The sequence below is a fragment of the Microseira sp. BLCC-F43 genome, assembly GCF_041929235.1.
Lineage (GTDB): Bacteria > Cyanobacteriota > Cyanobacteriia > Cyanobacteriales > Aerosakkonemataceae > Microseira.
Genome location: NZ_JBHFNP010000205.1, coordinates 1 through 24,153 on the forward strand (window position 1 = coordinate 1; position 24,153 = coordinate 24,153).

22 protein-coding genes are annotated in these 24,153 nt (G+C 47.0%); 15 read left to right on the forward strand and 7 right to left on the reverse strand.

Annotated features, from left to right (window positions below):
• Positions 1-103: 103 nt before the first annotated feature.
• A complete protein-coding gene (locus ACE1CM_RS27830) occupies positions 104-250 on the reverse strand; it encodes a helix-turn-helix domain-containing protein (protein WP_374882104.1) in 147 nt (48 codons plus the stop codon).
• A gap of 35 nt (positions 251-285) precedes the next feature.
• Here ACE1CM_RS27830 and ACE1CM_RS27835 point away from each other — a divergent pair, with 35 nt between their 5' ends.
• From ACE1CM_RS27835 to psbV, 12 genes are all read left to right on the forward strand, one after another.
• Entirely contained in the window at positions 286-480 is a 195-nt protein-coding gene (locus ACE1CM_RS27835) for a hypothetical protein (protein ID WP_374882105.1), read from the forward strand.
• A 280-nt stretch (positions 481-760) separates the two neighbouring features.
• Positions 761-1,858 carry a 3-isopropylmalate dehydrogenase gene (gene leuB / locus ACE1CM_RS27840; RefSeq protein WP_374882106.1) on the forward strand — a complete coding sequence of 366 codons (1,098 nt, stop codon included), beginning with the start codon at positions 761-763 and terminating at the stop codon, positions 1,856-1,858.
• A 217-nt stretch (positions 1,859-2,075) separates the two neighbouring features.
• The gene (locus ACE1CM_RS27845; protein WP_374882107.1) at positions 2,076-2,474 is read left to right on the forward strand and encodes a helix-turn-helix domain-containing protein; all 399 of its coding nucleotides are present in this window, start codon (positions 2,076-2,078) and stop codon (positions 2,472-2,474) included.
• Positions 2,452-3,288 (forward strand): RNA-guided endonuclease InsQ/TnpB family protein, encoded by an 837-nt coding sequence (locus tag ACE1CM_RS27850; protein ID WP_374882108.1) that lies wholly within the window; start codon positions 2,452-2,454, stop codon positions 3,286-3,288. The genes ACE1CM_RS27845 and ACE1CM_RS27850 overlap by 23 nt, the downstream gene beginning before the upstream one ends.
• A 43-nt stretch (positions 3,289-3,331) precedes the next feature.
• Entirely contained in the window at positions 3,332-3,631 is a 300-nt protein-coding gene (locus tag ACE1CM_RS27855) for a hypothetical protein (RefSeq protein ID WP_374882109.1), read from the forward strand.
• A 246-nt stretch (positions 3,632-3,877) separates the two neighbouring features.
• Complete coding sequence (locus tag ACE1CM_RS27860) at positions 3,878-4,699, forward strand: prepilin peptidase (protein ID WP_374882110.1); 822 nt, start codon at positions 3,878-3,880, stop codon at positions 4,697-4,699.
• Positions 4,700-5,195: 496 nt separating this feature from the next.
• On the forward strand, positions 5,196-10,595 hold the full coding sequence (locus tag ACE1CM_RS27865; RefSeq protein WP_374882111.1) for an AAA family ATPase: 5,400 nt from the start codon (positions 5,196-5,198) through the stop codon (positions 10,593-10,595).
• A gap of 56 nt (positions 10,596-10,651) precedes the next feature.
• Positions 10,652-12,076, forward strand: a complete 1,425-nt coding sequence (locus ACE1CM_RS27870; protein WP_374882112.1) for a response regulator — start codon at positions 10,652-10,654, stop codon at positions 12,074-12,076.
• A gap of 204 nt (positions 12,077-12,280) precedes the next feature.
• The gene (locus ACE1CM_RS27875; protein WP_374882113.1) at positions 12,281-12,442 is read left to right on the forward strand and encodes a hypothetical protein; all 162 of its coding nucleotides are present in this window, start codon (positions 12,281-12,283) and stop codon (positions 12,440-12,442) included.
• 93 nt (positions 12,443-12,535) lie between these two features.
• Positions 12,536-13,459: an acetyl-CoA carboxylase, carboxyltransferase subunit beta gene (gene accD, locus ACE1CM_RS27880; RefSeq protein ID WP_374882114.1), complete on the forward strand. Its 924-nt coding sequence runs from the start codon at positions 12,536-12,538 to the stop codon at positions 13,457-13,459.
• Between the two features lie 513 nt (positions 13,460-13,972).
• Complete coding sequence (locus ACE1CM_RS27885) at positions 13,973-14,209, forward strand: translation initiation factor IF-2 (RefSeq protein WP_374882115.1); 237 nt, start codon at positions 13,973-13,975, stop codon at positions 14,207-14,209.
• 279 nt (positions 14,210-14,488) lie between these two features.
• Positions 14,489-14,980: a photosystem II cytochrome c-550 gene (gene psbV / locus ACE1CM_RS27890; RefSeq protein WP_374882116.1), complete on the forward strand. Its 492-nt coding sequence runs from the start codon at positions 14,489-14,491 to the stop codon at positions 14,978-14,980.
• 61 nt (positions 14,981-15,041) lie between these two features.
• Here psbV and ACE1CM_RS27895 read toward each other — a convergent pair whose 3' ends face one another.
• The gene (locus tag ACE1CM_RS27895; protein ID WP_374882117.1) at positions 15,042-15,257 is read right to left on the reverse strand and encodes a hypothetical protein; all 216 of its coding nucleotides are present in this window, start codon (positions 15,255-15,257) and stop codon (positions 15,042-15,044) included.
• Positions 15,258-15,459: 202 nt separating this feature from the next.
• On the opposite strand from ACE1CM_RS27895, the gene psbV2 reads away from it, so the two are divergent.
• The 3 genes from psbV2 (at position 15,460) to ACE1CM_RS27910 (ending at position 17,365) form a co-directional block, all read left to right on the forward strand.
• Entirely contained in the window at positions 15,460-15,957 is a 498-nt protein-coding gene (gene psbV2 / locus ACE1CM_RS27900) for a photosystem II cytochrome PsbV2 (RefSeq protein WP_374882118.1), read from the forward strand.
• A 103-nt stretch (positions 15,958-16,060) separates the two neighbouring features.
• Positions 16,061-16,396: a cytochrome c6 PetJ gene (gene petJ / locus ACE1CM_RS27905; RefSeq protein ID WP_374882119.1), complete on the forward strand. Its 336-nt coding sequence runs from the start codon at positions 16,061-16,063 to the stop codon at positions 16,394-16,396.
• A 270-nt stretch (positions 16,397-16,666) separates the two neighbouring features.
• Positions 16,667-17,365: a rhomboid family intramembrane serine protease gene (locus ACE1CM_RS27910; protein WP_374882120.1), complete on the forward strand. Its 699-nt coding sequence runs from the start codon at positions 16,667-16,669 to the stop codon at positions 17,363-17,365.
• A 65-nt stretch (positions 17,366-17,430) separates the two neighbouring features.
• Here ACE1CM_RS27910 and ACE1CM_RS27915 read toward each other — a convergent pair whose 3' ends face one another.
• The 5 genes from ACE1CM_RS27915 to ACE1CM_RS27935 form a co-directional block, all read right to left on the reverse strand.
• The gene (locus ACE1CM_RS27915; protein WP_374882121.1) at positions 17,431-19,626 is read right to left on the reverse strand and encodes a GumC family protein; all 2,196 of its coding nucleotides are present in this window, start codon (positions 19,624-19,626) and stop codon (positions 17,431-17,433) included.
• A gap of 77 nt (positions 19,627-19,703) precedes the next feature.
• Complete coding sequence (locus tag ACE1CM_RS27920; RefSeq protein WP_374882122.1) at positions 19,704-20,969, reverse strand: polysaccharide biosynthesis/export family protein; 1,266 nt, start codon at positions 20,967-20,969, stop codon at positions 19,704-19,706.
• 77 nt (positions 20,970-21,046) lie between these two features.
• Positions 21,047-21,856, reverse strand: coding sequence for a cyanoexosortase B system-associated protein (locus ACE1CM_RS27925; protein WP_374882123.1), 810 nt, complete (start codon positions 21,854-21,856; stop codon positions 21,047-21,049).
• 48 nt (positions 21,857-21,904) lie between these two features.
• Positions 21,905-22,828 (reverse strand): cyanoexosortase B, encoded by a 924-nt coding sequence (crtB, locus tag ACE1CM_RS27930; RefSeq protein ID WP_374882124.1) that lies wholly within the window; start codon positions 22,826-22,828, stop codon positions 21,905-21,907.
• Positions 22,829-22,832: 4 nt separating this feature from the next.
• The gene (locus tag ACE1CM_RS27935) at positions 22,833-23,999 is read right to left on the reverse strand and encodes a DegT/DnrJ/EryC1/StrS family aminotransferase (protein ID WP_374882125.1); all 1,167 of its coding nucleotides are present in this window, start codon (positions 23,997-23,999) and stop codon (positions 22,833-22,835) included.
• Between the last annotated feature and the right edge of the window lie 154 nt (positions 24,000-24,153).

The window sequence follows — 24,153 nt, forward strand, 5'->3', positions numbered from 1 at the left end:
AAGAGGGATGGACTTGGATTTCTAGGTTACTTTCCTCACCATCATGTTTATCAAGTTGTCAAGGTTCTTGCCTTGCTAGCCATCCTCCGATATTCGGTTTCGGCTAAACGAATCGCACATTCATCTCCCACCAATCAAACCTATCTGCCAACATCCAGTTATAGGCGTGACGTAACATATTAAGCCACCGCTTCATACGTCCGGCTTGAATGTAAGTTGGTAGTAGTTTGAACTGGTAAGCTAGTTTCATGGAATAATTATAGCAAATATATAGATATAAGCTATATGCAGCAGATTAACTTTAGGATTGCAGATAGAGAAAAAGCTCACCTAGAGCGGTACTGTGAGCTTACGGAAAGAACGATTAGTGATGTGCTTCGCCAATACATTAGGAGTTTGTCTGTCGATGGGGTGTTGAACCCCATCGACAGACCCGCCATTCCTGAGGTAGGCGATGCTGGAACCACTTCCAGCATTTAAGCCTACCGTCTCAACACAGACCCTCCGGGTTCAGTGTGAGGCTCCTGGCGGAATTAGCTGAAAATATACAACATTGTGGGGACACGGCAGGGAAAAACTCTCAGCAATGGGATCAAACTTATTGATGCCGTGTCCCTACGCGGCGTTGATGGGTTGAACCAGAGCAATGGAATTAACCAGGGCGCGATGTGAGAAAATGAAATATTCCACCCCGCGATCGCTCTCAAAATAACAGCGCTTTCTGGTTCGGGGGTGCAGTCTCGGAGGCAGTTTTTCATCAATGCAACAGCAGCAATATCGCATTACCCTTTTACCTGGCGATGGCATTGGCCCGGAAATTATCACCGTCGCGGTAGATGTGTTAAAAGCGGTCGGTCAGCAACTTAATTTAAACTTTGATTTTCAGGAAGCCCCCATCGGCGGCGCAGCGATCGATAAAACCGGCAACCCCCTCCCCGACGAAACTCTGGCAATCTGCCGCGACAGCGATGCGGTATTGCTAGCAGCTATCGGCGGCTACAAGTGGGATACTTTACCTTCCAACCAACGCCCGGAACGAGGTTTGTTAGGACTGCGGGCGGGATTGGGACTATTTGCCAACCTGCGACCCGCTAAAATATTACCCCAATTAATCAACGCCTCCTCTTTAAAGCGAGAAGTGGTCGAAGGCGTGGATATTATGGTGGTGCGAGAACTCACGGGGGGGATTTATTTCGGACAACCCAAGGGCATATTTGCTACCGAAACTGGGGAAAAGCGGGGCGTCAATACAATGGCGTACACCGAATCGGAAATCGATCGCATTGGGCGGGTAGCGTTTGAAACGGCGCAGAAGCGCAAAGGTCAGCTATGTTCGGTGGATAAGGCGAACGTGCTGGAAGTGTCGCAGTTGTGGCGCGATCGCATCACCCAACTCGCACCAGAATACCCCAACGTCCAGCTATCCCACATGTACGTAGACAACTGCGCCATGCAATTGCTACGCTGGCCCAAACAATTCGATACCATCGTCACCGGCAACCTGTTCGGCGATATTCTCTCCGACGCCGCCGCCATGCTCACCGGCAGCATCGGCATGTTACCTTCAGCTAGTCTAGGCAGTTCCGGCCCAGGCGTCTTTGAACCCGTCCACGGTTCCGCCCCAGATATCGCTGGACTTGATAAAGCCAACCCCATCGCCCAAGTACTCAGCGCCGCCATGATGCTGCGTTACGGCTTAAATCAACCCCAAGCCGCCGATAAAATTGAAACCGCCGTCCTGCAAGTATTAGACCAAGGGTATCGCACCGGCGATATCATGTCCGAAGGGATGACCTTAGTAGGTTGCCGCGCTATGGGAGATGTTCTGCTCAAAGCGCTGGAAAATTCCCAATCGTGAGCTATCCTAACGGGAGGTCTGGCTGGCTCTATGACTCCCGCTGCAACGAACTAAGCCCTTGGTACATGGACTCACTTTGTAAATTTTGGCAGGTCAATCCCTGCACGCGAGATACTCCATTTGGGAAAACCCCAAGACCGCACTCGCTCAAAATTTACCAGCCTTCGCTTAATTCTACATTTAAATCTGCCATAATGTAGCGCAGGAGGTGATGCAGGTGTTGACATTAACTTACGAGTACAAAATTGAGCCAACAACGCAACAAGTAATAGCCATCGAACATGACTTAAATGTTTGTCGTAAAGTCTGGAATTATGCTAGGCGCGCTCGCAAAGACTGGCTCAATTCTCGCAAATCGGATGTCAACGCTTGCTCTCTAGTTTCTGAGTATATAATCCCTGGTGATGAACCATACCCAAATTATGTAAAACAAGCGAAATCTTTAACCGAGGCAAGGGAAAACAATACTGAACTCAAGTCGGTCAACGCTCAAGTTTTGCAACAGGTTTTGAGAAAACTTGAGACAGGGTTCCTTGATATGAGTCGCAAAAGGATGGGTTTCCCCAGATGCAAAAAATCTGGAAGAATGCGTTATGCGTGTGTTTCCTCAGTTTAAGACCAACCCCGTCAAGGGAGACTTAATCAAGCTGCCAGAACTGGGTTGGGTCAAGATGCGCTTGTCTCGTCCAATTCCTGACGGATTCAAGCTTAAGCAGGTTCATATACTCAAGAAAGCCTCTGGGTACTTTGCCATGCTGTCATTGCAGTGTGATGTGCAAGTACCTGATGCAACGCCTCATGGTCATCCTGTTGGAATTGACTTGGGGTTAGAAAAGTTTTTAGCAACATCTGATGGAGAGTTAATCGCTAGACCTCGATTCTTTAATGAGTTACACCGTAAGCTGAAATTGCTACAACGTAGACTGAAGCATAAGAAGAAAGGGTCTAAAAACTGGCGAAAACTAAACTTAAAGATTGCCAGGGGTAACCAACGGATTCATGACAATCAGAAGGATTTTAACGTTAAGTTAGCGCATCACATAGTCCAAAATGCTGGAAGGGTTTTTGTGGAAGACTTAAACCTAAAAACATGGGCAAAAGGGATGTTTTCAAAACACAGGTTAGATGCTAGATTTGGTCAGTTCATCAACATCTTGCAATCGGTGTGTTGGAAACAGCAAGTTTACTTGGCAAAAGTAAATGCTGATTACACATCTCAGCAGTCTCCTCAGTGTGGATATACGACTGATAGAGATGTTGCTGCTGCACAGATTGTCATGATTCGAGGTGTAGGCGCTGCAGGTCTTGCAGTGCCAGAAATTGCCTGGGGAGAAGTACTGCCGGGGGTCATTGACCTAGGTAAGTGTCCGAGAGCTAGGAAACCTAGGAAGCAATTCTTAGGAATCCCTACCCTCAACGAAGTAGGGTAGGGAGGATGTCAATTTGAAGAGCAGCCATTAAAGGAGGCTCGCGATGATTAAATTAGCTCAACAAGCAAAGGATGAATCAGTGGTGCAAGCTTCAGACACATCCGCAGAAAATTGGGAAGACAACAGCGAGTTCTCCTCCTTAAGACAACTCGCTTTACTCCAAGCAGCTCAACAAATTTACCGCTCCTACTACGAGAGCAATGCCAGAATGGTAAAGCGTCCCGTTGGAGTGGTAATTAATCAAGTTACCTACCGAGGAAAGCTGATTTTTTCTCAAAAGCCCATCCTATTATTCCAAGAAATTTTTATCCCATTGAACGAGATTGAATCAGAAATATATTAGGGAAATTTCAGATTGCAGATTTGAGATTTCAGATTGTAGTTGTAGGGAACAGGATTAATGTTGTTAAAATATCCGCTCTCTAGGTGGCCGTGTCCCTACAGCAAAAATATCCTTGGTTGTAGGGAACAGGATTAATGTGATTAAAATATCCGAGATATCTAGGTGGCGGTGCCCCTACAGCTTTTGCCATCTTGTGTATTGAATCAAATCTGCAATCTGCAATTGTTCAATCTGCAATCTTTAACTATGGATATCCTCACAGCGCTACCAGCAATCCTGTTTGTCTTTATACTGGGGGCATCGGTTGGCAGCTTCCTCAACGTTGTCGCCTACCGCGTACCAGCAGGGTTATCGCTACTATTTCCCCCGTCGCGCTGTCCCCAATGCCTTAACCAATTAAAAGCCTATGACAACGTGCCGATTTTCGGTTGGCTGCACTTAAAAGGACGCTGTCGCTATTGCAAGTCTTCCATCTCGGTGCGCTATCCCATCGTGGAAGCAGCCACCAGCATCCTATTTTTGCTCGTTTTCTGGCAATTTGGTTATGCCCCGCAAACTTTAGGTTATTGGGCATTTTTGAGTTGGTTGCTGGCATTATCCCTAATTGACCTCGATACCATGACGCTGCCAAATTCGCTTACCGAATCGGGATTGGTTTTGGGTTTGGTGTTTCAAGGGGTTGTCGGTTTTCTAGCAAATAACAGTACCGCCGGTGTAGCAAATCAACTCATGGCAGGGGTTGTGGGTGCGGTGTTGGGAATTTGGCTGTTTGACGCGATTATTTTGGCAGGTTCGATGGTTTATGGGCAAACCGCGATGGGTGGCGGCGATGCCAAATTAGCCGCGATGATGGGTGCTTGGTTGGGTTGGAAGTATTTGTTGCTGGCGGGGTTTCTTGCTTGTGCGGTGGGGGCGTTGGTGGGTTCTGTTGCGATCGCTCTCGGTTTGCTCAGTCGCCGTCAACCCATGCCCTTTGGTCCATTTCTGGCACTTGGTGCAGGTGTAACCGTCTTCTTAGGCGAGGCAATTCTATCCACCTACCTCAAATTATTCTTCCCCCTCGCGTAATCCCTTCCTAGTAGCGCTTGATCCCCAAACAGACCATCCTAGGTTGGGTACATCTAGCCTTGGGTGCTTGATTCCTGCTGGGAAATTTTCGGAGGACTTAGGCGCTTGCTTCCCGGTTTCTACGAAAAATCCTGGGTTTGGGAACCAGAGATCCACATCTCACCTTTGTTTCTTTTCTCGTCTTGCGTCAGTCCTGTTTCTTATGCGATCGCCTAGATCGTCTCAGGTTTTTCTGGCCTCCTAAAAAAATCTATCTTACGATAGATGACAATTATTTTACTACCTTTTTTATCCTTTAAAATGCGGAATTTACTGAAGGCTTGCTGTAGCGAGAGCAAAAACAAAGACCCGTAAATTTTACCAGAGTAACAAATTAATAATTACATCAATTTTTTGTGGTGACTGCGATCGCAAAATAGCTGATATTAGAATCACAGTCCACAACTATAGATTTAGAGAATAATTTGTATATATATAAATTTAAAAAATAACTATCATGGTGACTCTTCCTGGCTACAAAAATTTAAAATTGATACAAGAAGGTGCCACAACGGTTATTTATCGAGGGCAGAGGGAAGAAGATGAATTTCCAGCGATCGTGAAAATCCTCAAACACGAATATCCCACCCTGGAAGACATTACCCGCTTAAAGCACGAATACGAAATAACTAAAGACCTGGATTTAGCCGGGATAATTAAACCTTATAGTTTAGAAAATTATCAAAACGGTATAGCTTTAATTTTAGAAGATGTTGGCGGGAGATCGCTGCAACAATTTATCTGCGATCATCCAATAGGGATCGGAGATTTTCTCAACATAGCCATTCAGCTAGCATCAAGTCTAGGAGAACTGCATAAGAACAACATAATCCATAAAGATATTAAACCCTCCAATATCATTATCAATCCAAAAACTCTAGAAGTAAAAATTACCGACTTCAGCATCGCATCGCGCCTGGTTAAAGAAATCCCGAAAATTAGCAATCCCAACTTAATAGAAGGCACGCTTGCCTATATGTCGCCAGAGCAAACAGGGAGAATGAATCGCAGCCTAGATTATCGCACCGACTTTTATTCCCTGGGCGTCACCTTTTATGAAATGATCGCAGGAGAATTACCCTTTAAATCTACAGAACCCTTAGAATTAATTCACTGCCATATTGCCAAAACCCCCGCCGCACCTCATGAGATTGTTCCAGAAATTCCCCAGGCAATATCTAAAATAGTCATGAAACTATTAGCGAAAACCGCAGAAGAAAGATATCAAAGCGCCTGGGGATTAAAAGCCGATTTAGAAACTTGCCTAACTCAACTCCAAACCACCGGAAAAATTGAGAATTTCCCCATTGGTCAATTAGACTATGCCAGTCAATTGAATGTACCGCAAAAACTTTATGGCAGGGAACAAGAAGTCACCAGATTAATGGGAGCTTTTGAACGTGTAGCAGGTGGTGAAACTAAGCAATCCCAAACTGAACTATTGCTTGTTTCCGGATACTCCGGTATCGGGAAAACTTCTATTATTAAAGAAATTCATAAACCGATAGTACGTCAGCGCGGCTATTTTATTGCTGGAAAATTTGACCAGTTTAAGCGGAATATTCCCTATGCTTCTATAATTCAAGCATTCCAGTCATTAATGGGGCAATTGTTAACCGAACCAGCAGATAAATTGCAAATTTGGAAAAACAAACTTTTAGACGCTTTAGGACAAAACGGACAAGTCATTATCGATGTAATTCCCCAAGTGGAACTAATCATCGGTAAACAGCCAGAAATTCCCCAACTCCCACCTACCGAAACTCAGAATCGATTTAATCGGGTGTTTAAACAATTCATTCATGTTTTCACCCAAAAAGAACACCCACTGGTAATATTCCTAGATGACTTACAGTGGGCAGATTCAGCTACCTTAAAGTTAATGCAATTGCTGATGACCGACCCCGACAGTCAATATCTGTTATTAATTGGCGCGTATCGGGATAATGAAGTAAGTGCGGGCCATCCTTTAATTGAGACAATAGAAGAAATTCATAAAACTGGGATTGTTGTCAATCATATAGTGCTGCAACCGTTAAATTTAGGCGACGTGACCCAGTTAATTGCAGATACTTTGAAACAAACAAGAGAAAAAGTAAATGAACTGGCAAATTTAATCTTTAATCAAACAGGAGGTAATCCATTTTTCTTAACGCAATTGCTCCAGGAACTCAAGAGCGAAAACTTATTAAAATTTAACTTTACCTCCTTACCAACAGGGCAAAAAAAAGGGGAGTGGCAGTGGAATATAGAAGAAATTCAGGCAATTGGTATCGCAGAGAAAAGTGCAGTAGAACTGGTAGCTTCTCGAATTGCAAAACTCCCGCTAGCTACACAGAAAGTACTCAAACTAGCAGCTTGTGTGGGGAACATATTTACTCTAGATGTGCTTTCAATTGTCAATGAAAAATCCCCCAGAGAGACAGCGATTGAACTCTACTCAGCTTTACGAACGGGGTTAATTCTTCCCTTGAGCGAATCTTACAAAATTCCTTTAGTGTTGGATGTAGAGAAATCCCAAATTTATAGAGTTGCGTATAAGTTTTTACACGATCGCGTGCAGCAAGCAGCGTATTTTTTGATACCAGAGTCTCAGAAACAAGCTACCCATCTAAAAATCGGTCGATTGCTGCTGAAAAACACACCAGCAGAGGAAATAGAAGCCAATATTTTTGATATTGTCAATCAGTTGAATTTGGGAATTGACATTCTGACTCAACAATCGGAAAAAGATGAATTAGCGCGACTAAATTTAATCGCCGGACGCAAGGCAAAAGCAGCGATTGCTTATGAACTAGCTTTTAAATATTTGAATGCAGGTTTAGAACTTTTAAGTGCAAATGCGTGGGATACTAACTACGATTTGACATGGGCATTGTATGTCGAAGCAACAGAGGCAGCCTACCTCAGCGGTGAGTTTGAGCGGATGCAACAAAAAGCTGAAATTGTAGTGCAAAAAGCCAAGAACATACTCGAAAAAACCAAAGTTTATGAATGCAAATTCCTGGCTTGCGTAGCAGAGAAAAAACTGCTGGAAGGTATAGAAATAGCGCTACAAACGCTGAAATTACTGGGAGTGTACTTTCCAGAAGAACCTACAGAAGAAGACATTAATCGGGCATTGGCAGAAACCGCTTCCCTAATTCCTGAAAACGGCATTGAAGACTTAATGAACTTGCCGCAAATGACCGATGCGTACTCCCTGGCAGCTATGCAGATATTGACTAGCATAATTCCTGCGGCTTACCATGCTGCCCCGAAACTATATGTGCTGATTGCGTTGTCACAGGTGAATTTGTCCATCACCCACGGCAATGCCCCCGCTTCTGCTTTTGCTTATTCTAGTTATGGCATGCTCCTTTGCGCGATCGCGAATAACATTGAATTAGGCTATCAATTCGGACAACTAGCGCTAAATTTGTCGTTGCAGTTGGGCGATAAGTCAATCAATGCCAAGCTATTACTGGTTGTTGCAAATTTTATTTTACATTGGAAATCTCATCTCAAAGAAAGCCTATCACTTTTGCAGGCAGCATATCAAAGCGGACTAGAAAGTGGAAATTTAGAAGGTCCGGCTTGGACTCATTATTTTGAATGTCAAGCTTCCTACTTGATAGGTGAGGAACTCACAGGTTTAGAGCGCAAAATAGAGTCATATAGTCATGCCATTCGCCAACTCAAGCAACAAATCCCTTTAAACGATAACGAGAAATTACGGCAGGTAGTTCTGAACTTGATGGGGCGTTGTGTCGATCCCTGCCGTTTAATCGGTGAAGCGTATAACGAGGAGCGATCGCTACCCGAACATCTAGCAGCCAATAATATGCAGGCACTTTACTACTTGCACTTGCACAAACTGATCCTTTGCTATCTGTTTGGCAACTATCCTCAAGCCCTGGAAAATGCTACTTTGGCAGCACAGTATGTAACCAGCGTACCAGCGCAGCCAATTGTGCCTCACTTCTATTTCTACGATTCTTTGGTGCGACTGGCAATCTATACTTCCGTTTCAGAACTCGAGCAAAACCTTGTCCTGAGACAAGTGCAAGCTAATCAGAAAAAAATGAGGTTTTGGGCGAGACATTCTCCGTATAACTACAAGCACAAATACGAGCTAGTCGAGGCAGAAAAAGCGCGAGTATTAGGGCAAAATATGAAAGCAATGGAGTATTATGACAGAGCCATTCAGGGAGCGAACGAACAGGGGTATATCCAAGAAGAAGCACTCGCCAACGAACTAGCCGCCTTGTTTTACCTATCTGGCGGCAGAAACAAGATTGCTAAGACCTATATGACCGATGCCTACTATGGATATATTCGCTGGGGCAGTCAGGCAAAAGTCAGAAACTTAGATGAAAAATATCCCCAATTAATTTCCCGAAATTTAGTCAAAGAAAATGCCGGGTTTGAAAAGGCTATAAAGACAACTACAACCACCAATGGAACCAGTACCGGCTTGTTAGACTTAGCCACGGTGATGAAAGCAACACACGCTATTTATAGCGAAATTGTTCTGGAAAAATTGCTGGAAAAATTGATAAAAATATTGATAGAGAACGCCGCTGCAGAGAAAGGATTTTTGATTCTAGCCAAATCCGAGCAACTGCATATCGAAGCAGCAGCAGAAGCCGGAAAAGATGAGGTAGTTGTCTTGCAGTCTCTTCCCGTTGAAACCAGCCAAGAACTACCAATTTCGGTTATCAATTATGTTGCCAGAACTCAAGAAGATGTCGTTTTAGATCGTGCAACCAAAGAGGGCATATTTACCAGCGATCGCTACATCCTCAACTCCCAACCTCTGTCTCTATTATGCGCGCCAATTCTGTATCAAGGAAAATTGATTGCTATTCTTTATCTTGAAAACAATCTGGCAACAGGAGTATTTACTAAAGAGCGGTTAGAGGTATTAAAATTATTGACCTCCCAAGTCGCTATCTCGATTGAAAATTCTTTGCTCTATCACACATTGGAGGAAAAAGTATTAGATAGAACTAGGGAACTCCAAGAAAAAAACGAACAACTTTCCAAGACTCTGCAACAGGTCAAAACCATGCAAAATCAGATTATCGCCCAAGAAAAACTAGCTTCTCTGGGAGCATTAACGGCAGGAATTGCCCATGAAATTAAAAATCCTCTAAACTTTGTCAACAATTTTGCCGAGGTTTCCTCTGAACTTATTCAGGAACTAGCGGCAGAAATTAACAACGGAAAAGAGCGAGTTTTGTCAGGTGAAACTGTTGAATATATCGACAGTATTTTAAACGACTTGGAGCAAAATATCCAAACAATCAACAAGCACGGAAAAAGAGCTGATAGTATTGTCCGGGGAATGCTATCACACTCGCGGGAGAGTAGCGGTAAACGAGAATTATCCGACATCAACGCTTTATTGTCTGAGGCGGTTCAGCTATCTTATCACGCAATGCGCGGCAAGGACATTAACTTTAATATTACCCTAGAGACGGATTATGATGATTCGATTAGTTTGGTGGAAATCGTGGCGCAAGATATTAGCCGCGTTTTTATCAATATCATTAACAATGCTTGCTATGCAGTGAAAGAAAAGAAACTTAAACTAGGCCAAGATTTTGAACCGCGAATTGCAGTGAAAACTAAAAATATGGGGGATTTTGTAGAAATACGGCTCAAAGATAACGGTTTTGGCATACCGCTAGAGATCGGGGACAAAATCTTCCATCCCTTTTTTACAACCAAGCCAACTGGGGAAGGGACTGGTTTAGGCTTATCTATCAGTCACGATATCATCGTCGGGCAACACAGCGGGGAAATTAAAGTGGAAAGCGAACCCGGACTTTGTACGGAGTTTATTATTGTTTTGCCCAAGTTGAATGTTTAAATAAAAATAAGTGAATTTTAGTTCTAGTTTCAGCATCATTATTTGGGAGGTATAAAATGACAGCTAAAATACTTGTGGTGGATGATGAGAGAGATTTAGAAAGGTTGATTCGCCAAAAGTTCCGAAAAAATATTCGGGGCAAATTTTTTGATTTTGTGTATGCCAGGAATGGATTAGAAGCATTAAAAAAAATGCAAGAAGAAGCACCAATAGATATGGTGATAACCGATATTAATATGCCAGGTTTAGATGGGTTATCTCTGTTGAATAAAATAAACGAAATCGACCCGACGATTAAAACAGTCATTATGTCTGCCTATGGCGACATGGAAAAAATAAGAACGGCAATGAACCGGGGAGCATTTGATTTTCTGACGAAGCCGTTAGACTTTCAGGACTTAGAAATTACGATTAAAAGAACCTTAGAACATGTAAGAGAAATCAAAGAAAACCTGCGGTACAGGCAAGAAAAACAGGAATCGTTGGAGCGGTCGGAAAAGTACGCGAAAGAGCAAGCAGAGGAATTACAAAAAGCTTTGCAAGAACTCCAGAAAACCCAAGCCAAGTTGGTGCAAACCGAAAAAATGTCCAGCCTGGGTCAATTGGTTGCTGGTGTAGCTCATGAAATTAATAACCCGGTTAACTTTATCTATGGCAATCTTAGCCACGCTAATGACTATACCCAAAACTTGCTTAACCTGCTGAACCTCTATAACCAGCACTATCCCAATCCGAGTCCGGAAATTAAAGCTGAAATAGAGGCGATCGACCTAGAATTTTTAATTGAAGATTTGCCTAGATTGCTGGGGTCAATGAAGTTAGGATCCGATCGAATCAGGGACATTGTGCGTAGCTTGCGTAACTTCTCCCGCGTGGATGAATCAGAAATGAAGCCGGTAGACATTCATGAAGGCATTGATAGCACGCTCCTAATCTTGCATAACCGAATAAAAGCCAAGTCAGATTGGCCAGGTATTCAAGTTATTAAAGAGTATGGCAAGTTGCCCCTGGTAGAGTGTTATGCAGGGCAGTTGAACCAGGTGTTTATGAATCTGATTACCAATGGGATCGATGCCCTAGAAATCGCCAATGAGACAGAGGCAAAAAAGCCCCTTACAAGCATAGAAGATTCGAGTTGGCTGAAGACCCAATGCCCGCTTGCGCTTGCCCTATGCCCAGTTCCTACCATTCGCATAACCACTGAAGTAATAAACCGCGACTGGGTGGCGATCCGAATTGCCGACAACGGATCTGGCATGAGCGAGGAAGTCCGCTCCAAACTTTTCAACACATTTTTTACCACAAAACCTGTAGGTAAAGGGACTGGGTTAGGGTTGTCAATTAGCCATCAGATTGTCATAGAAAAACACGGAGGTAAATTAAGGTGTATTTCAGCACCTGGTGAGGGAACAGAGTTCATTATTGAAATACCAGTGCGGCAGTCAATTCACCAACAGGCTTTGTTGCAACAGGTTGGTTGAGAGCAACGTTAGGAAAGAAAAAAGCAGGACTTACGCAAGCGCGTTCCTATCACCAAAGTTTCAAGCTGCGATCTCTTTTTCAGAGAAACCCGGTTTCTTTGCCTAAGTCCTCAAAAGAATCCGTCGCAGGTCAAGGTCTGATAAAATCTACCTGTGTCTTGGATTACGCTGTTGACGACAAGTAAGCGCTCTTAAGCCGAATTAATGCAGCAAATCCTGGCTGCCCACGAGATTCCCAGTCGAATTCTTGACCTGGGTATGGCTTCTTACCTGGGATCAGGTGCTTTCGCAGCATTGCAGGTGCATCCAGAAGATCGATGGACAGCCCTGCTGCTACCCGGTCCTGTGGAGGAGGAGCAGCCATAAAACCCAGCTCTGGGCACCAATCCAATATATGTCAGGGGAATGGCTTAGGATTGAAAATTACTCAGTCAAATACTTTCGACTTATAAAAACTTAATGTCTCTGTTTGATTGGTTTGCAAATCGACGGAAATCCAGTCCCATTAGTTTAGATCGGCAAGAGCGGGAGATTGCCGATGGATTGTGGACGAAATGCGAAGCTTGCGGGGTGATGGCCTACACTAAAGACCTGAAAGCTAATCAGATGGTCTGCCGCGAGTGCGGTCATCACATGCGGGTGTATAGCGACGAACGCATCCACCAGCTGATCGATGCTAATACCTGGATGCCGATGGACGCTAACCTGCGTCCAACCGATCCGTTGCAGTTTCGCGATCGCAAATCATACCGCGATCGCTTGCGGGAAACTCAAGACAAAATCGCCCTCGCCGACGCCGTACAAACCGGAGTCGGTCAAATCGAAGCAAAACCCATCGCCCTCGGCGTCATGGACTTCCGGTTTATGGGCGGTAGCATGGGATCGGTAGTGGGAGAGAAACTCACCCGCCTGATAGAACGAGGAACCCGCGAACGTCTAGCCGTAGTCATCGTCTGCGCCTCTGGCGGTGCGAGAATGCAGGAAGGAATGCTCTCGTTGATGCAAATGGCAAAAATTTCAGCTGCCTTGGAGCGTCACCGGGAAGCAAGGCTGCTGTACGTACCCGTTCTGACTCATCCTACAACCGGCGGCGTCACCGCTTCTTTCGCCATGTTAGGAGATATTATCCTGGCAGAACCGAAAGCGACGATCGGGTTTGCAGGGCGGCGGGTAATCGAGCAAACGCTGCGAGAAAAGTTACCGGAAGGGTTTCAAACCTCAGAGTATCTCTTGCAGCACGGCTTTGTAGATGCGATCGTACCCCGTACCCAACTCAAAGCCACCCTGGCGCAGCTAATTAGCCTGCATCAGCCCCTGCCGACACCACACCATTTAGCCGAGTCTACCAAAATCTCAGGCCCGTCTCCGATCGGGGTGGTGTGAGGTTAAATGGCAGCGCTATGCCCCAGGCATCCACTCGCGTTCCCTATTTTCCCGAGCAAATCTCACAGCTTGAGTGGTTGAAATTGAATTGTTTGGCCTTTGTGGGGTGGGCAGAATTGCCCGCCCCACATATTTTTGCCACAGACGTATTACCTCTGGGGCTAAGTTTGATCCCGATTTTTACCGCTTCCCGCTTCCCTCTCGCTTAAACAGGACTTACGCAAGGGCGTTGCCAGAAACCCGGTTTCTTGGTTGATCTCTCGTTTCCAAACCAAGGATTTTTCGTATCACCCTTGTTTCTTTGCGTAAGTGCTGTTAAATCTGAAATCGGCTTGGGAAAGGAACCGCTCAGTGGCATCATAGTGATCGTGTCTGTGCTGAGTGCGGCAGCCTCCTCGGCGCTGAGCGTTGAATGAAAATAGTTGCTTTTTTGCCTGAATTGTGCATTTAAAGCAGCGTTTTTATTCGCGAACAAAACTCAGGACTGCTGAACTGGTGGCGGCTTGACTCAGTATGCTTGACGCTGAAACTGGCTCGATATTTTGGCTCTCAACCAGTATGGGTTTCGCAGATCTGTCGATTGCAGAAATCGCATCAGACCACGACACTTCCGTCGCAGAAGTGATGAGTCTTTGCGATCGCATGGGAATCGCCTACAAAAACCAAAACACCCGTTTGGCTTTGGAGGATGCGAAGGCGATTATTTCCGCAATTATGGCTCAAAAAAATCCCGGTTGCACCGACCTCTAGGAAGATTTACCTAGAGGAACCAAGCACATCGCCAACCCTGATGGTAAATATGTCAAAAATAGCACCCAGCTTGTCGGAAATTTCCGCTAGTCCGGCAGTCCTGGGGAAGCGCGAGCCAAAAAACAACACCCGCTATGCCTGTAGACGGTGAGCGCGTTCTGCACTAACAGCTTGTAGCCGCGCCCGTAGCAGGAAACACCCGCAAAGTTGGGAAGACCCGTTAAACCAAAGGCGATAACGGGAGAAAACCGCACTCAAGCCTCATTTTTTGGGAGAACCATGCTTAAAAGATCCATTTTGCTTGCTTTAGCTACCGTAGTTTTTACCTTTCAGATGCTGGTCGGTAGTGCTTTTGCTGTCGAACTCGACAAAGACACCCGCACCGTGAAAAAGAATGAGGCGGGTGACACTATGGTTCTAAGCATCAAACAAGTGCAGCAAGGCAAACGCCTGTTTGTCAATACCTGTTCTCAATGTCACCCTGGGGGGATTACGAAGACAGACCCCAACGTCGGTCTCGAGCCTGAAGCCCTTGCTTTAGCAACCCCACCCCGCGATAATGTTGAGGCATTGGTGGATTACCTGAAAGATCCCACCAGCTACGATGGGGAAGTGTCAATTGCCGAATTCCACCCCAGTCTCAAGAGTGCAGATATTTTCACCGAAATGAGAAATCTCACCGAAGATGACTTGGCAGCGATTGCCGGTTATATTCTGATCCAGCCTAAAGTGCAGGGCATCAAATGGGGAGGCGGTAAAATCTATTTCTAAAGCGTTTTTAAAACAGGACTTACCCAGGACGATCCTAGAAACCGGGTTTCTACCTAGATCTCTAGTTGCCAAACCAACGATTTTTCAGAGAAACCCGTTTTCTTTGCGTAATTCCCGTAAAAGTGTAGGGGTGGGATGCTGCCCCACACCCCACGACGCTTTTACCAACATCTTCCCGTTCTAACTGTGGCAAGGTTGTTAAGAAAACTCTTAGCGCCAGAACCGATGCAGAGTCCTGACTGCGGACAAATCCAAGACCGAGATGGGAACGCTGCACCAAACATACTTGAACTAGGACTACTTACTGTGGGGCACACAGGAACTAACGCCTCCTCCAGAGAACGACCTCTGCTTAGATGAGGAAACTCCTCTAAGTCAGCCAACTCAAAGAAAGAGGCACCCCTTGAAGTGATTCTGGGAATCCCCTCGCCTTCAGGCATGGGGAAGATGTCAACCAATCTCACAAGGTTAAGCATCCCATGCTGCATCGATGGTTTTCAGTTCCCCGCCTATGGGCGATTTTGGCAATTTGTCTGGGTTCAATGCTGTTCGGTTCCCCCGCACTAGCTGACAAGATCGACCCCTACGTGATCCAGTATTTGCGAGTCACGCAACCAATTGCTCTCGAATACGACTCTGGGGGACAAAAGCGGGATTTTTCGCCCCAAGACTTGTCCTCTGGTAAACAATTGTTCAAGACAAACTGCCTCACCTGTCACGTAGGCGGATCTACCTTACCCAATCCGCCCATATCCCTATCGCTAAAGGCGCTCAAAGGTGCTACCCCGCCCCGCGATAACATCACCAATTTGGTGGCCTACATGCGACACCCCGTCAACTACGACAGCAGTGCTGAAACCTACTGGTGTCGAGAAGTACCCGAAACTTGGCTGTCGCAACAGCAGGTAGAGAACATCGCTGCTTTCATCCTGACGGCGGCGCAAAAGGCTCCCGGATGGGGAACGGAAGAGTTTTGAAACCTTCGCTTCGATCTGGTTTTGGGTTAGAGGCTGGGGGATAAAATAATCTAGTGCAGCCTATTTCTGGTTGAATGTAAGTGTTGAGAAGAGGAGAACAATCTTGAAAAAGCTCTTATCCTTTGTAATGGTCGCGATCGCGCTGTTAACTGTTTCCTTTGCCCGCCCCGCTATGGCAGGCGATGCAGCCAAGGGTGCTAAAATCTTCACTGCTAACTGTACCGCTTGTCACGCAGGTGGCAACAACGTCATCATGCGAGATAAAAGCCTGAAGAAAGAGGCGCTGGAAAAATACAACATGTATTCTTTGGAAGCGATTAAGAACCAGGTAACGAAAGGCAAAAGTGCGATGCCAGCCTTTGGCGGTCGTTTAAGCGCACAGCAAATCGAAGATGTTGCCACCTACGTGCTATCTAAAGCTGAAAGCGGCTGGAAATAAAATTGAAGATGTAGCCACCTACGTGCTTTCTCCAGCTGAAAGCGGCTGGTAGGTAACTCAAAATACTTAAAACCTCCGGTTAACCAACCGGGGGTTTTTTCCTTGTAAGTCATAGTTAGGAATGACGCGGTGACGCGGTGACACGGTGACGGGTCGAGATTTTTATTCAGGGTTATTAGGCGGGCATCATATAAGTCATACATTAGTTAGAAGACACCTGCCACAGCAATCGGCTATCTTTCAGCTTGACGATCGTGAGGAAAAAAGCCTGTGGTTCCCCTTCGAGATGAAAACCCAACCAGAATTACTCCCTATGTCACCTACGGTCTAATTGCCGTTAATGTCCTCGTTTTTTTGTATGAACTGAGTTTACCGCCGCAACAACTGCTAGGGTTTTTCCAACAGGCAGCTGTCGTACCCTGCCAGCTATCGGGCAGCTGTGCCAATGCGGTCGTAAATTCGCTGGTGCCGGAATGGCTGACGCTGGTTACATCCCAATTCCTCCACGGCGGCTTTTTGCACTTGGCGGGCAATATGTTGTTTTTGTGGATTTTTGGTAACAACGTCGAAGACCAGTTGGGACACGTTAAATATTTAGTTTTCTATCTAGCTTGCGGCGTATTAGCGGGATTAACCCAATGGTTTTTTTCCCAAGGATCTGCGATTCCTTCCCTGGGTGCATCGGGTGCGATCGCTGGCGTTTTAGGTGCATACATTCTCAGGTTCCCCAATGCCAGAATCCTGACTTTGTTGGGCTATTTCCTGGTATATGTCCCCGCATACTTTTTCCTGGGTTGGTGGTTTGTCCAGCAAGCATTATACGGTGTTGCCAGCCTTGGTGCCCGCTCTAACATCGGCATGGAAAGCGGTGGGATTGCCTACTGGGCGCACGCAGGTGGATTTGTCTTCGGCGCCATTCTCGGCCCCCTCTTGGGATTATTTTCTCATACCGAATCCGAGCAATTTTAACAATGGCATTGACAAAAAGCGATTGGTGTGGTATATGTATGCCAATCGCTTTTCGCGCATCTGTTTCATTTTTTCCTGGCACCGTTGGTTGATACAGAGGCTGGCTTTGGTGGCACAGTCTCTGTTTCTTCCGACAGCAGAGTCTGGGATTCTGCCGCAGTAGGCGCTGGGAGGGAAATATCGGCTCCGTTGATAATTGCACCCAACAGGGTGATATCTTCCGATTCGCTAAGCTCATCGGCGATTTCACCCAACAAATTCCCGCCGGTGTAACCGGGGCGAGTGACCAGGATCATGCCATCCGTAAACGGTTCGAGCATCTTGGCATCGTTGCACAGGCTAATCGCCGGGGCGTCCAGGATGACCATATCAAAGCGAACTTTAGCATCTTCCAGCAGGCGTTGGAATTCGCTCGATTCCAGAATTGCGGCGGGTTGGCGCATGGGGCCGGGGGAAGGTACTATGTAAAGGTTTTCCACTTCTGGGACTAAGCGGATGCACTCGCTCAAGCTGCCGTAGTAGCGTAGGGGTTCCACATTGGCATCGGGATCGGGTGCGACTTTGAGCGCCTTGCACAGGGAGGGCGAGCGCAAATCCGCTTCGATCAACAGCGTGCGCTTACCGGCACGCGCCGAAGCAATCGCCAGATTATAAGCACTGACGCTCTTGCCTTCTTTATCGATCGTGCTGGTAAACAATACAACCTTGGGCGCGGTTTCCCCAGCGAGGCGCAGTTTGCTGCGGAATCGTTCGTACAATTCCAAATAAGGCGAATTCGGCTCCACCACAATCGGTGTATCACCGGCTTGGGGATCGACAACCAAAATATAAGGCAAAATCCCCAGCACTTCCACCTCGCGCTGTAGGAGTGCTGCCCGGATTTCCTCCATAGTTTGCAAGATGCCGCCCAGAGATCCCAACAGGAAGATTAAACCGTTGCCGACGATAAACCCGATCCCTGCTCCCGCAGCAATTATCAGCACAGGATTTTGGGGAGCTGGTTTAATCTCGTCGGTGGATACCGGAACGGCAATCGTCAAGCTAGTAGCGGTTTCGGCTTCCGCTGCTTGAGCATCCACCAAAGCTGCCTGTATTTTGCTGTAAAGGTCTTGTTTCAGCTTCACCGTCTGTTGCAGGCGCGCTTGCTCGAGTTGCTTGTTGGGAATCGTTAGATATTCCCGCCGCAGTTGCTGTTCTTGGCGAGCGAGAGCCACCAGTTGTTGCTTCAGCGTATCCTGCTGAGTTTGTAACCCCACCAGCTGTTGTGCCAACTGCTGCCGCGACGGATCTAAACTGCTATCCTGGCGAATTTTACTGCTGCTGACCAGGGGTTGCCCTATACCTTTGTTGCCAATTACCTCGCGCCATCGCTCTGCGAGCAATTGATTGTAAGCTTTTAGCTGGGTGTCTAACTCAACAACTCGCGGGTGTGCGGCGCGGTAGCCTTGTTCCCCCAGAAGCTGCTTCTGAGTCTCCGCTTGATGGATTTGTGCCCGCAGGCTGGCAATAATTGGGTCTGCACTCAGCGCCGAGGAGGTATAAGCTTGATCTGCCGTCAATCCCAGCCGATCCTGCAAGCTACGCATTTGTGCGTCAATCCCTTGCAATTGAAATTGAATTTGCCGTTGCTGTGCTTGGCTGCCGGTAATCCCGGAGAGTATACTGCCATCGCGGGCTGCCAACAACAAGACTCCCTCGCGCTTGGTATACTGTTCCAGTCTCCTTTCTGCGTTGCGTAGGTCTTTTTCTGCAGCCGGCAGGCGTTTGTTGATTTCATCGATGCGTAAGCGCAAGCGCTTTACGTTCAGGGAACGACTCTGCTCGACCAATGCTTTCATCAAAGTATCTACCACAGCTTCAGCCCGCTCTTTGCTGGAATCGGTGTATATAATTGCAAATCGCGGTGCGGGCGGGGCTTCTCCCTTACCAGGCGGCTTGGGTAGCTGGAGACCTATCTTTTTGGCCAGTTCTTCGGGTTTCACACCGACTCGCTTTGCCACCAGTTTGAGTACGTCTTCGGTGAGCAAAGCATCTTTATTGAGAATCTGTGCCTGCTGTTGAATATCTGTGCCCGTCCTGGAAAAAATTATCGGCGGCTGAATAAACAACATCGCGCCTGAAGCTGTGTACTGGGTGGGTTCTGGCTCTTGCTTGGCGGCAACGAGGAAAGATGCTCCCGCAATCAAAATCCATGCAGCTAATCCGATCAATTTGTATTGATCGAAGGCGATGAAGTAGCGCTTGACAATGGGTGGTGTCATGGCAACAAAGTTATGAGTATCGAGTAGTTTAATGTTGTAGCTATTGCCAGGGAAATTAAAGCTATTGGTAGTTATTATTATGGGTTCCCAGTCCCCGACCCCGGCCCCAAGAAAATATTCTGAGTACCCTGAGTAAACGAGCGGAAGAAGAAGAGGAATTGCAGAATATCTTGGAAAGGTTGGGTAATGGTGGTAAGAGCAAACCTAATCCGAGTCAGCAAGTTGCGACCGATGACGATCGTATCATTTTCACGCAAAGGAACGTTTTGAGATGCATCGCCCAATATTGCCCTTCTAGCATTCAATTCTCGCATAATTACCCGACCTCGTTCTGGGTCGAAGCGGAGCAAGCCAATGTTCCCAATATCCGCCGTTTGGAGACTGGGGGCAATCGCTGTCACAGCATCGAGAAAGGTACTACCATTGCGAAGACTAAGATTCGCGATTGTACTGCGATCGTAGCTGAGGACTCGAATCGTAATACTAGGTTGCGCCAGGGTAGATCGCGCCACCAGTTGGCGGTCATAAGTTGCTAGGTTGCCAACTTCCAGCTTAGGGACGATTACAGCATCGCCGTCCTGAATTACTAAATCTGGCAGCGGATCTCCCGCCAGCAGGGGGGTAAAAAAATCTACCCGTTGTTCGATATAAGAGCCATCGTTGAGAAACCGACGCACCAAAACCGCTCTCAGGTCAGCTTCAGTTGTAGTGCCGCCTGCTGCCACAAGCACAGTTAAGAGGCGCGTCAAACCACCAAGGGCGTAGAATCCCGGTCTAACGACTTCGCCGGTAAGGGTGATTTGGCCTGGACGCGGCGCCCCAAGAGCTACCGTGACCTGCGGATTGACCACAAACCGATTATAAGCGGCGCGAATCCTTTCTTGGGCCTCTTCGAGGGTAAAACCGGCGATGCGCAATTTGCCTACCAGGGGCAGCAGGGCGTTGCCTTCACCGTCAATCGCAAAAGTACCCCCCAGTTCTGGAAAGCGCGGTACGACAACACCAATGCTATCTCCTGGCCCCAGACGGTAGATTCTAAATTGGGGATTTGGCTGAAACCGCTGGGGGGGTGTATTTTGCAGTTCAAACGGAACGATGGGGATTTGCGACTGAGCAATTGAATTTTGCAGCGAGGATTTTGCATTTTCCCGGTTAGGGATAGCTGCCCAGGTATTTTCGGGATGCATCCACAGCAACAGCGCCCCTGGTAAAATTGTGGTGCCAGCGTGAAGCGAGAACAGGCAGCCAGCTGTTAGACGCCGCCATATTTTAAGCTTTGGACTTTCCCCCTTTCCGAGAAAAGGTTGTATTTGGGATTTTATTCCACCTGCTGCTTTGTGCATTTCTTCTGTGCGGGCAATGCCTAACCCTAAAAGCCTGTATATCTTAGCACCATCAGCCGCGCTGACCCTCAGTAGTTCTAACTGCCCTTCAGCGCATCGGCAATTAAGGCAGCTTGAACGGTTTGTCCCAGGGACTCGGCAACGCGCCAAGCGGGTTCGATGTCGCCTAATGGTTCAATGGGAATCATGATGCTAACTGCGACCCAAGGAAGGCGACGACCTTGCCACTGAGCAATTTGATCGGCAAAGAACCAGCGGTTGGGTTCTGGGTTGCCCCCAGTAGGCCAAGCATACCACTGCAATACGGCAAAAGTGCCGCTAAAGTTTCGCTCCTGTATCCAGTTGCGAAAGTATTGGGCTTCGACTTGCAGCGGTTGTCCACCTGCATTGGTTGAGGTTACTGTAAACTGCGATCGCCTAAATCCATCGGTTTGCCACTGGCGCGGTTGAAGAGTCTGCCACCACCGGAATCCCCTCAGATCCACCCACTCTACCTGGGGCATATCTTTATCATCGCGCATTGGACGCAGCAGCAAAATCGCCTGGGTTTCGGCATCTCGCCCAATCACCTGAAACGACCATTTGTGTCCGCCTATTTCAATTGGCTGTTGGTTCAACGTTTGCCAATTGGGCAAACTGATGCCAGTTTTTTGTAAATTTCTAATTTGTTTGAGATTAGCAACAGATAGGGGCTTCTCCCAACGCCAGCTTCCCTTTAGGTAACCGGGAACCGCTCCCAAACCCATTAGTAGCACCAGGCATACCAACAAGATAATTTTCGATAGTTTTGAGTTGAGAGGGGCGAGTTTAACTGGCATTGCTTGCGTCTCACCGAGATTTTTATTCACCCTGCCCTTACCAAATTTTGAATTAAAGAAGTTATTCATTATGTTTTAAGAATAATTTGCTTTGCATAGCACAAAGCGCGACCATAGTCAATACTCTTGTGGTGAATCGCTTTGCTCAAACGCTTCTTGAGGGTTGCTTTGATCGGACTGGGCGGGAAAAAATCTGTCAATCGCGTTAATTACCAAAACCAACATTCCCAGCATACAGGCTGAATAAACATCACCGCCCCAGCCTTCGTGCAGCACTTCAAAGGCATGGTCATTCCCACTACCATGAAAGAAGGTCAACATGGTATTGCGGATGATATTAGCGCTGACGCTGATCAAAACTGCACTGACTAAAAAGAAAATTGATTTGTTGCGCGATCGCCATGTATCGGTCCAGTACAGCAGCATTATCCCCACATACAAACTGGTAAACAGCATTTTCAAGCCAGCACAGTGGGGCGCTACCTCTACAATCCTGCCATTTACATAAAGATTAATCTCTTCCACGGTCACTGGAAAGCCTAACTGAATCAAGATAAACCCAGCCGTATGGGCGATAAAACTCTGGAGGGGTAAGGCTAGTGGTTCGATCAAATAGGGCGCTTGATTGGGCGTTGCCAAAAACGCCAACAGCAGCGGGAATGCTTGCAGTTTCAATCCGGGGAAACCTTTGAGCCACAAGCAAAGCCCTGCCAGTACTATCGGGAAGGATAAATTAGCAAAGTCGGGTAACCCACTCAGATAAAAAATTCCCCCCAGCACCAGCAACGCAGCACCAAGGGGATTAAACGTATCGGGTAACCGCCGCCACTGTTTGCGCTGTATCCAAGCAATATAGGCGGCAAAGGGTAACCCGATCAGTCCGTGGCTGAAATATTCGTGGATGATGCCGATATTTTTATGCAGCCAACCGTCATACCAATGCCAAATTAGGGGCGCGTATATAATCGCCAACAGTGCCAAGATAGCGGCATCTAACAGGTGGCGATCGATGACATTGGGGTATTTCTGTCTAATTTGCATGGTCTTAGGCGGAAACAGCAGCCTTTGGTGCAGATTTTAGAACTTGACAAATTGCTTCCACTACCCGCTCAACTTGAATTTCGCTTAAACCCGGAAACATCGGCAAGGATAAAATTTGCTGAGACAGAGTTTCTGCTTGGGGGAAATCGCCGATTTTGTAGCCTAAATGCTCAAACGCGGGCTGGAGATGGCAGGGAAGCGGGTAGTGGATGCCGGTTTGGATACCGATACCATCTAGTTCTGCTTGGATTGTATCGCGGTCAAGCGGGCATGATGGGAGAATACGCATAACGTATAAATGATACACGTGACCGCTACCGCTATTGTTTTGGATGGGGACGATGCCCTGTTTTTTGAGGGGTTTTAATAAGGCGTCGTACTGTTGGGCAACTTGGTTGCGCTGGTTGTTCCACTGTTCTAAATGGGGCAATTTTACATTCAGGACGGCGGCTTGTATGGTATCGAGGCGGCTGTTTGTCCCGTATTCAGTGTGGAGATATTTTTTCGGGGCGCCGTAGTTGCGTAGGGTTCTGACTTTTTTGGCTACGGTTTCATCAGCGGTAACGACCATGCCGCCATCGCCAAATGCACCTAAATTCTTACTGGGATAAAAGCTAAATGCTGCCGCCGTACCAACCGATCCGGGGCGATAGCCTTCTCGGTGGGCGAGGTGGGCTTGGGCGGCGTCTTCAAAGATAATGAGGTTGTATTTTTGGGCTAATTTTAGCAGATGGGAGGGCGATACCATTTGCCCGTAGAGGTGTACCGGAACGATCGCTTTCGTCTTGGGTGTAATCGCTTTTTCTGCCGCATCCAAATCGATTAAAGCGGTTTCTTGGTCGCAATCGACTAAAATCGGCGTGGCGCCGGTGCGGAGAATGCCGATCAGGGTGGCAACGAACGTGTTCGCGGGTAAAATAACTTCATCCCCAGGACGGATGCCGCAGGCTTGTAAGCCTAGAGCGATCGCATCGGTTCCGCAAGCCACCCCGATGCCGCTGGATACGCCACAAGCAGCAGCAAAGGCTGACTCAAATTCAACTAAAGCACGTCCAGATATAAAATCTCCCCGCCGGACTACGTTCATTATCGCTTCGTCTAGCAGGGATTGAATCGGTTCGTGTTGAAATGTTAGGTCTACAAACGGAACTTTTACTGAGGTGTTAGTCATTGGGGAAGGGGATAAAGGTTAGGTTCAGTGCTTGGGAGCGAGCTTACGCGCAAGCTACCTAATCTATTTATGGTGTATCTGGTTAATTTTGCCTAGGGTAGGCTTACGGGATCGCGATAAAGATTCAATAAAGTCTCTGTAAAATTTCTGTATA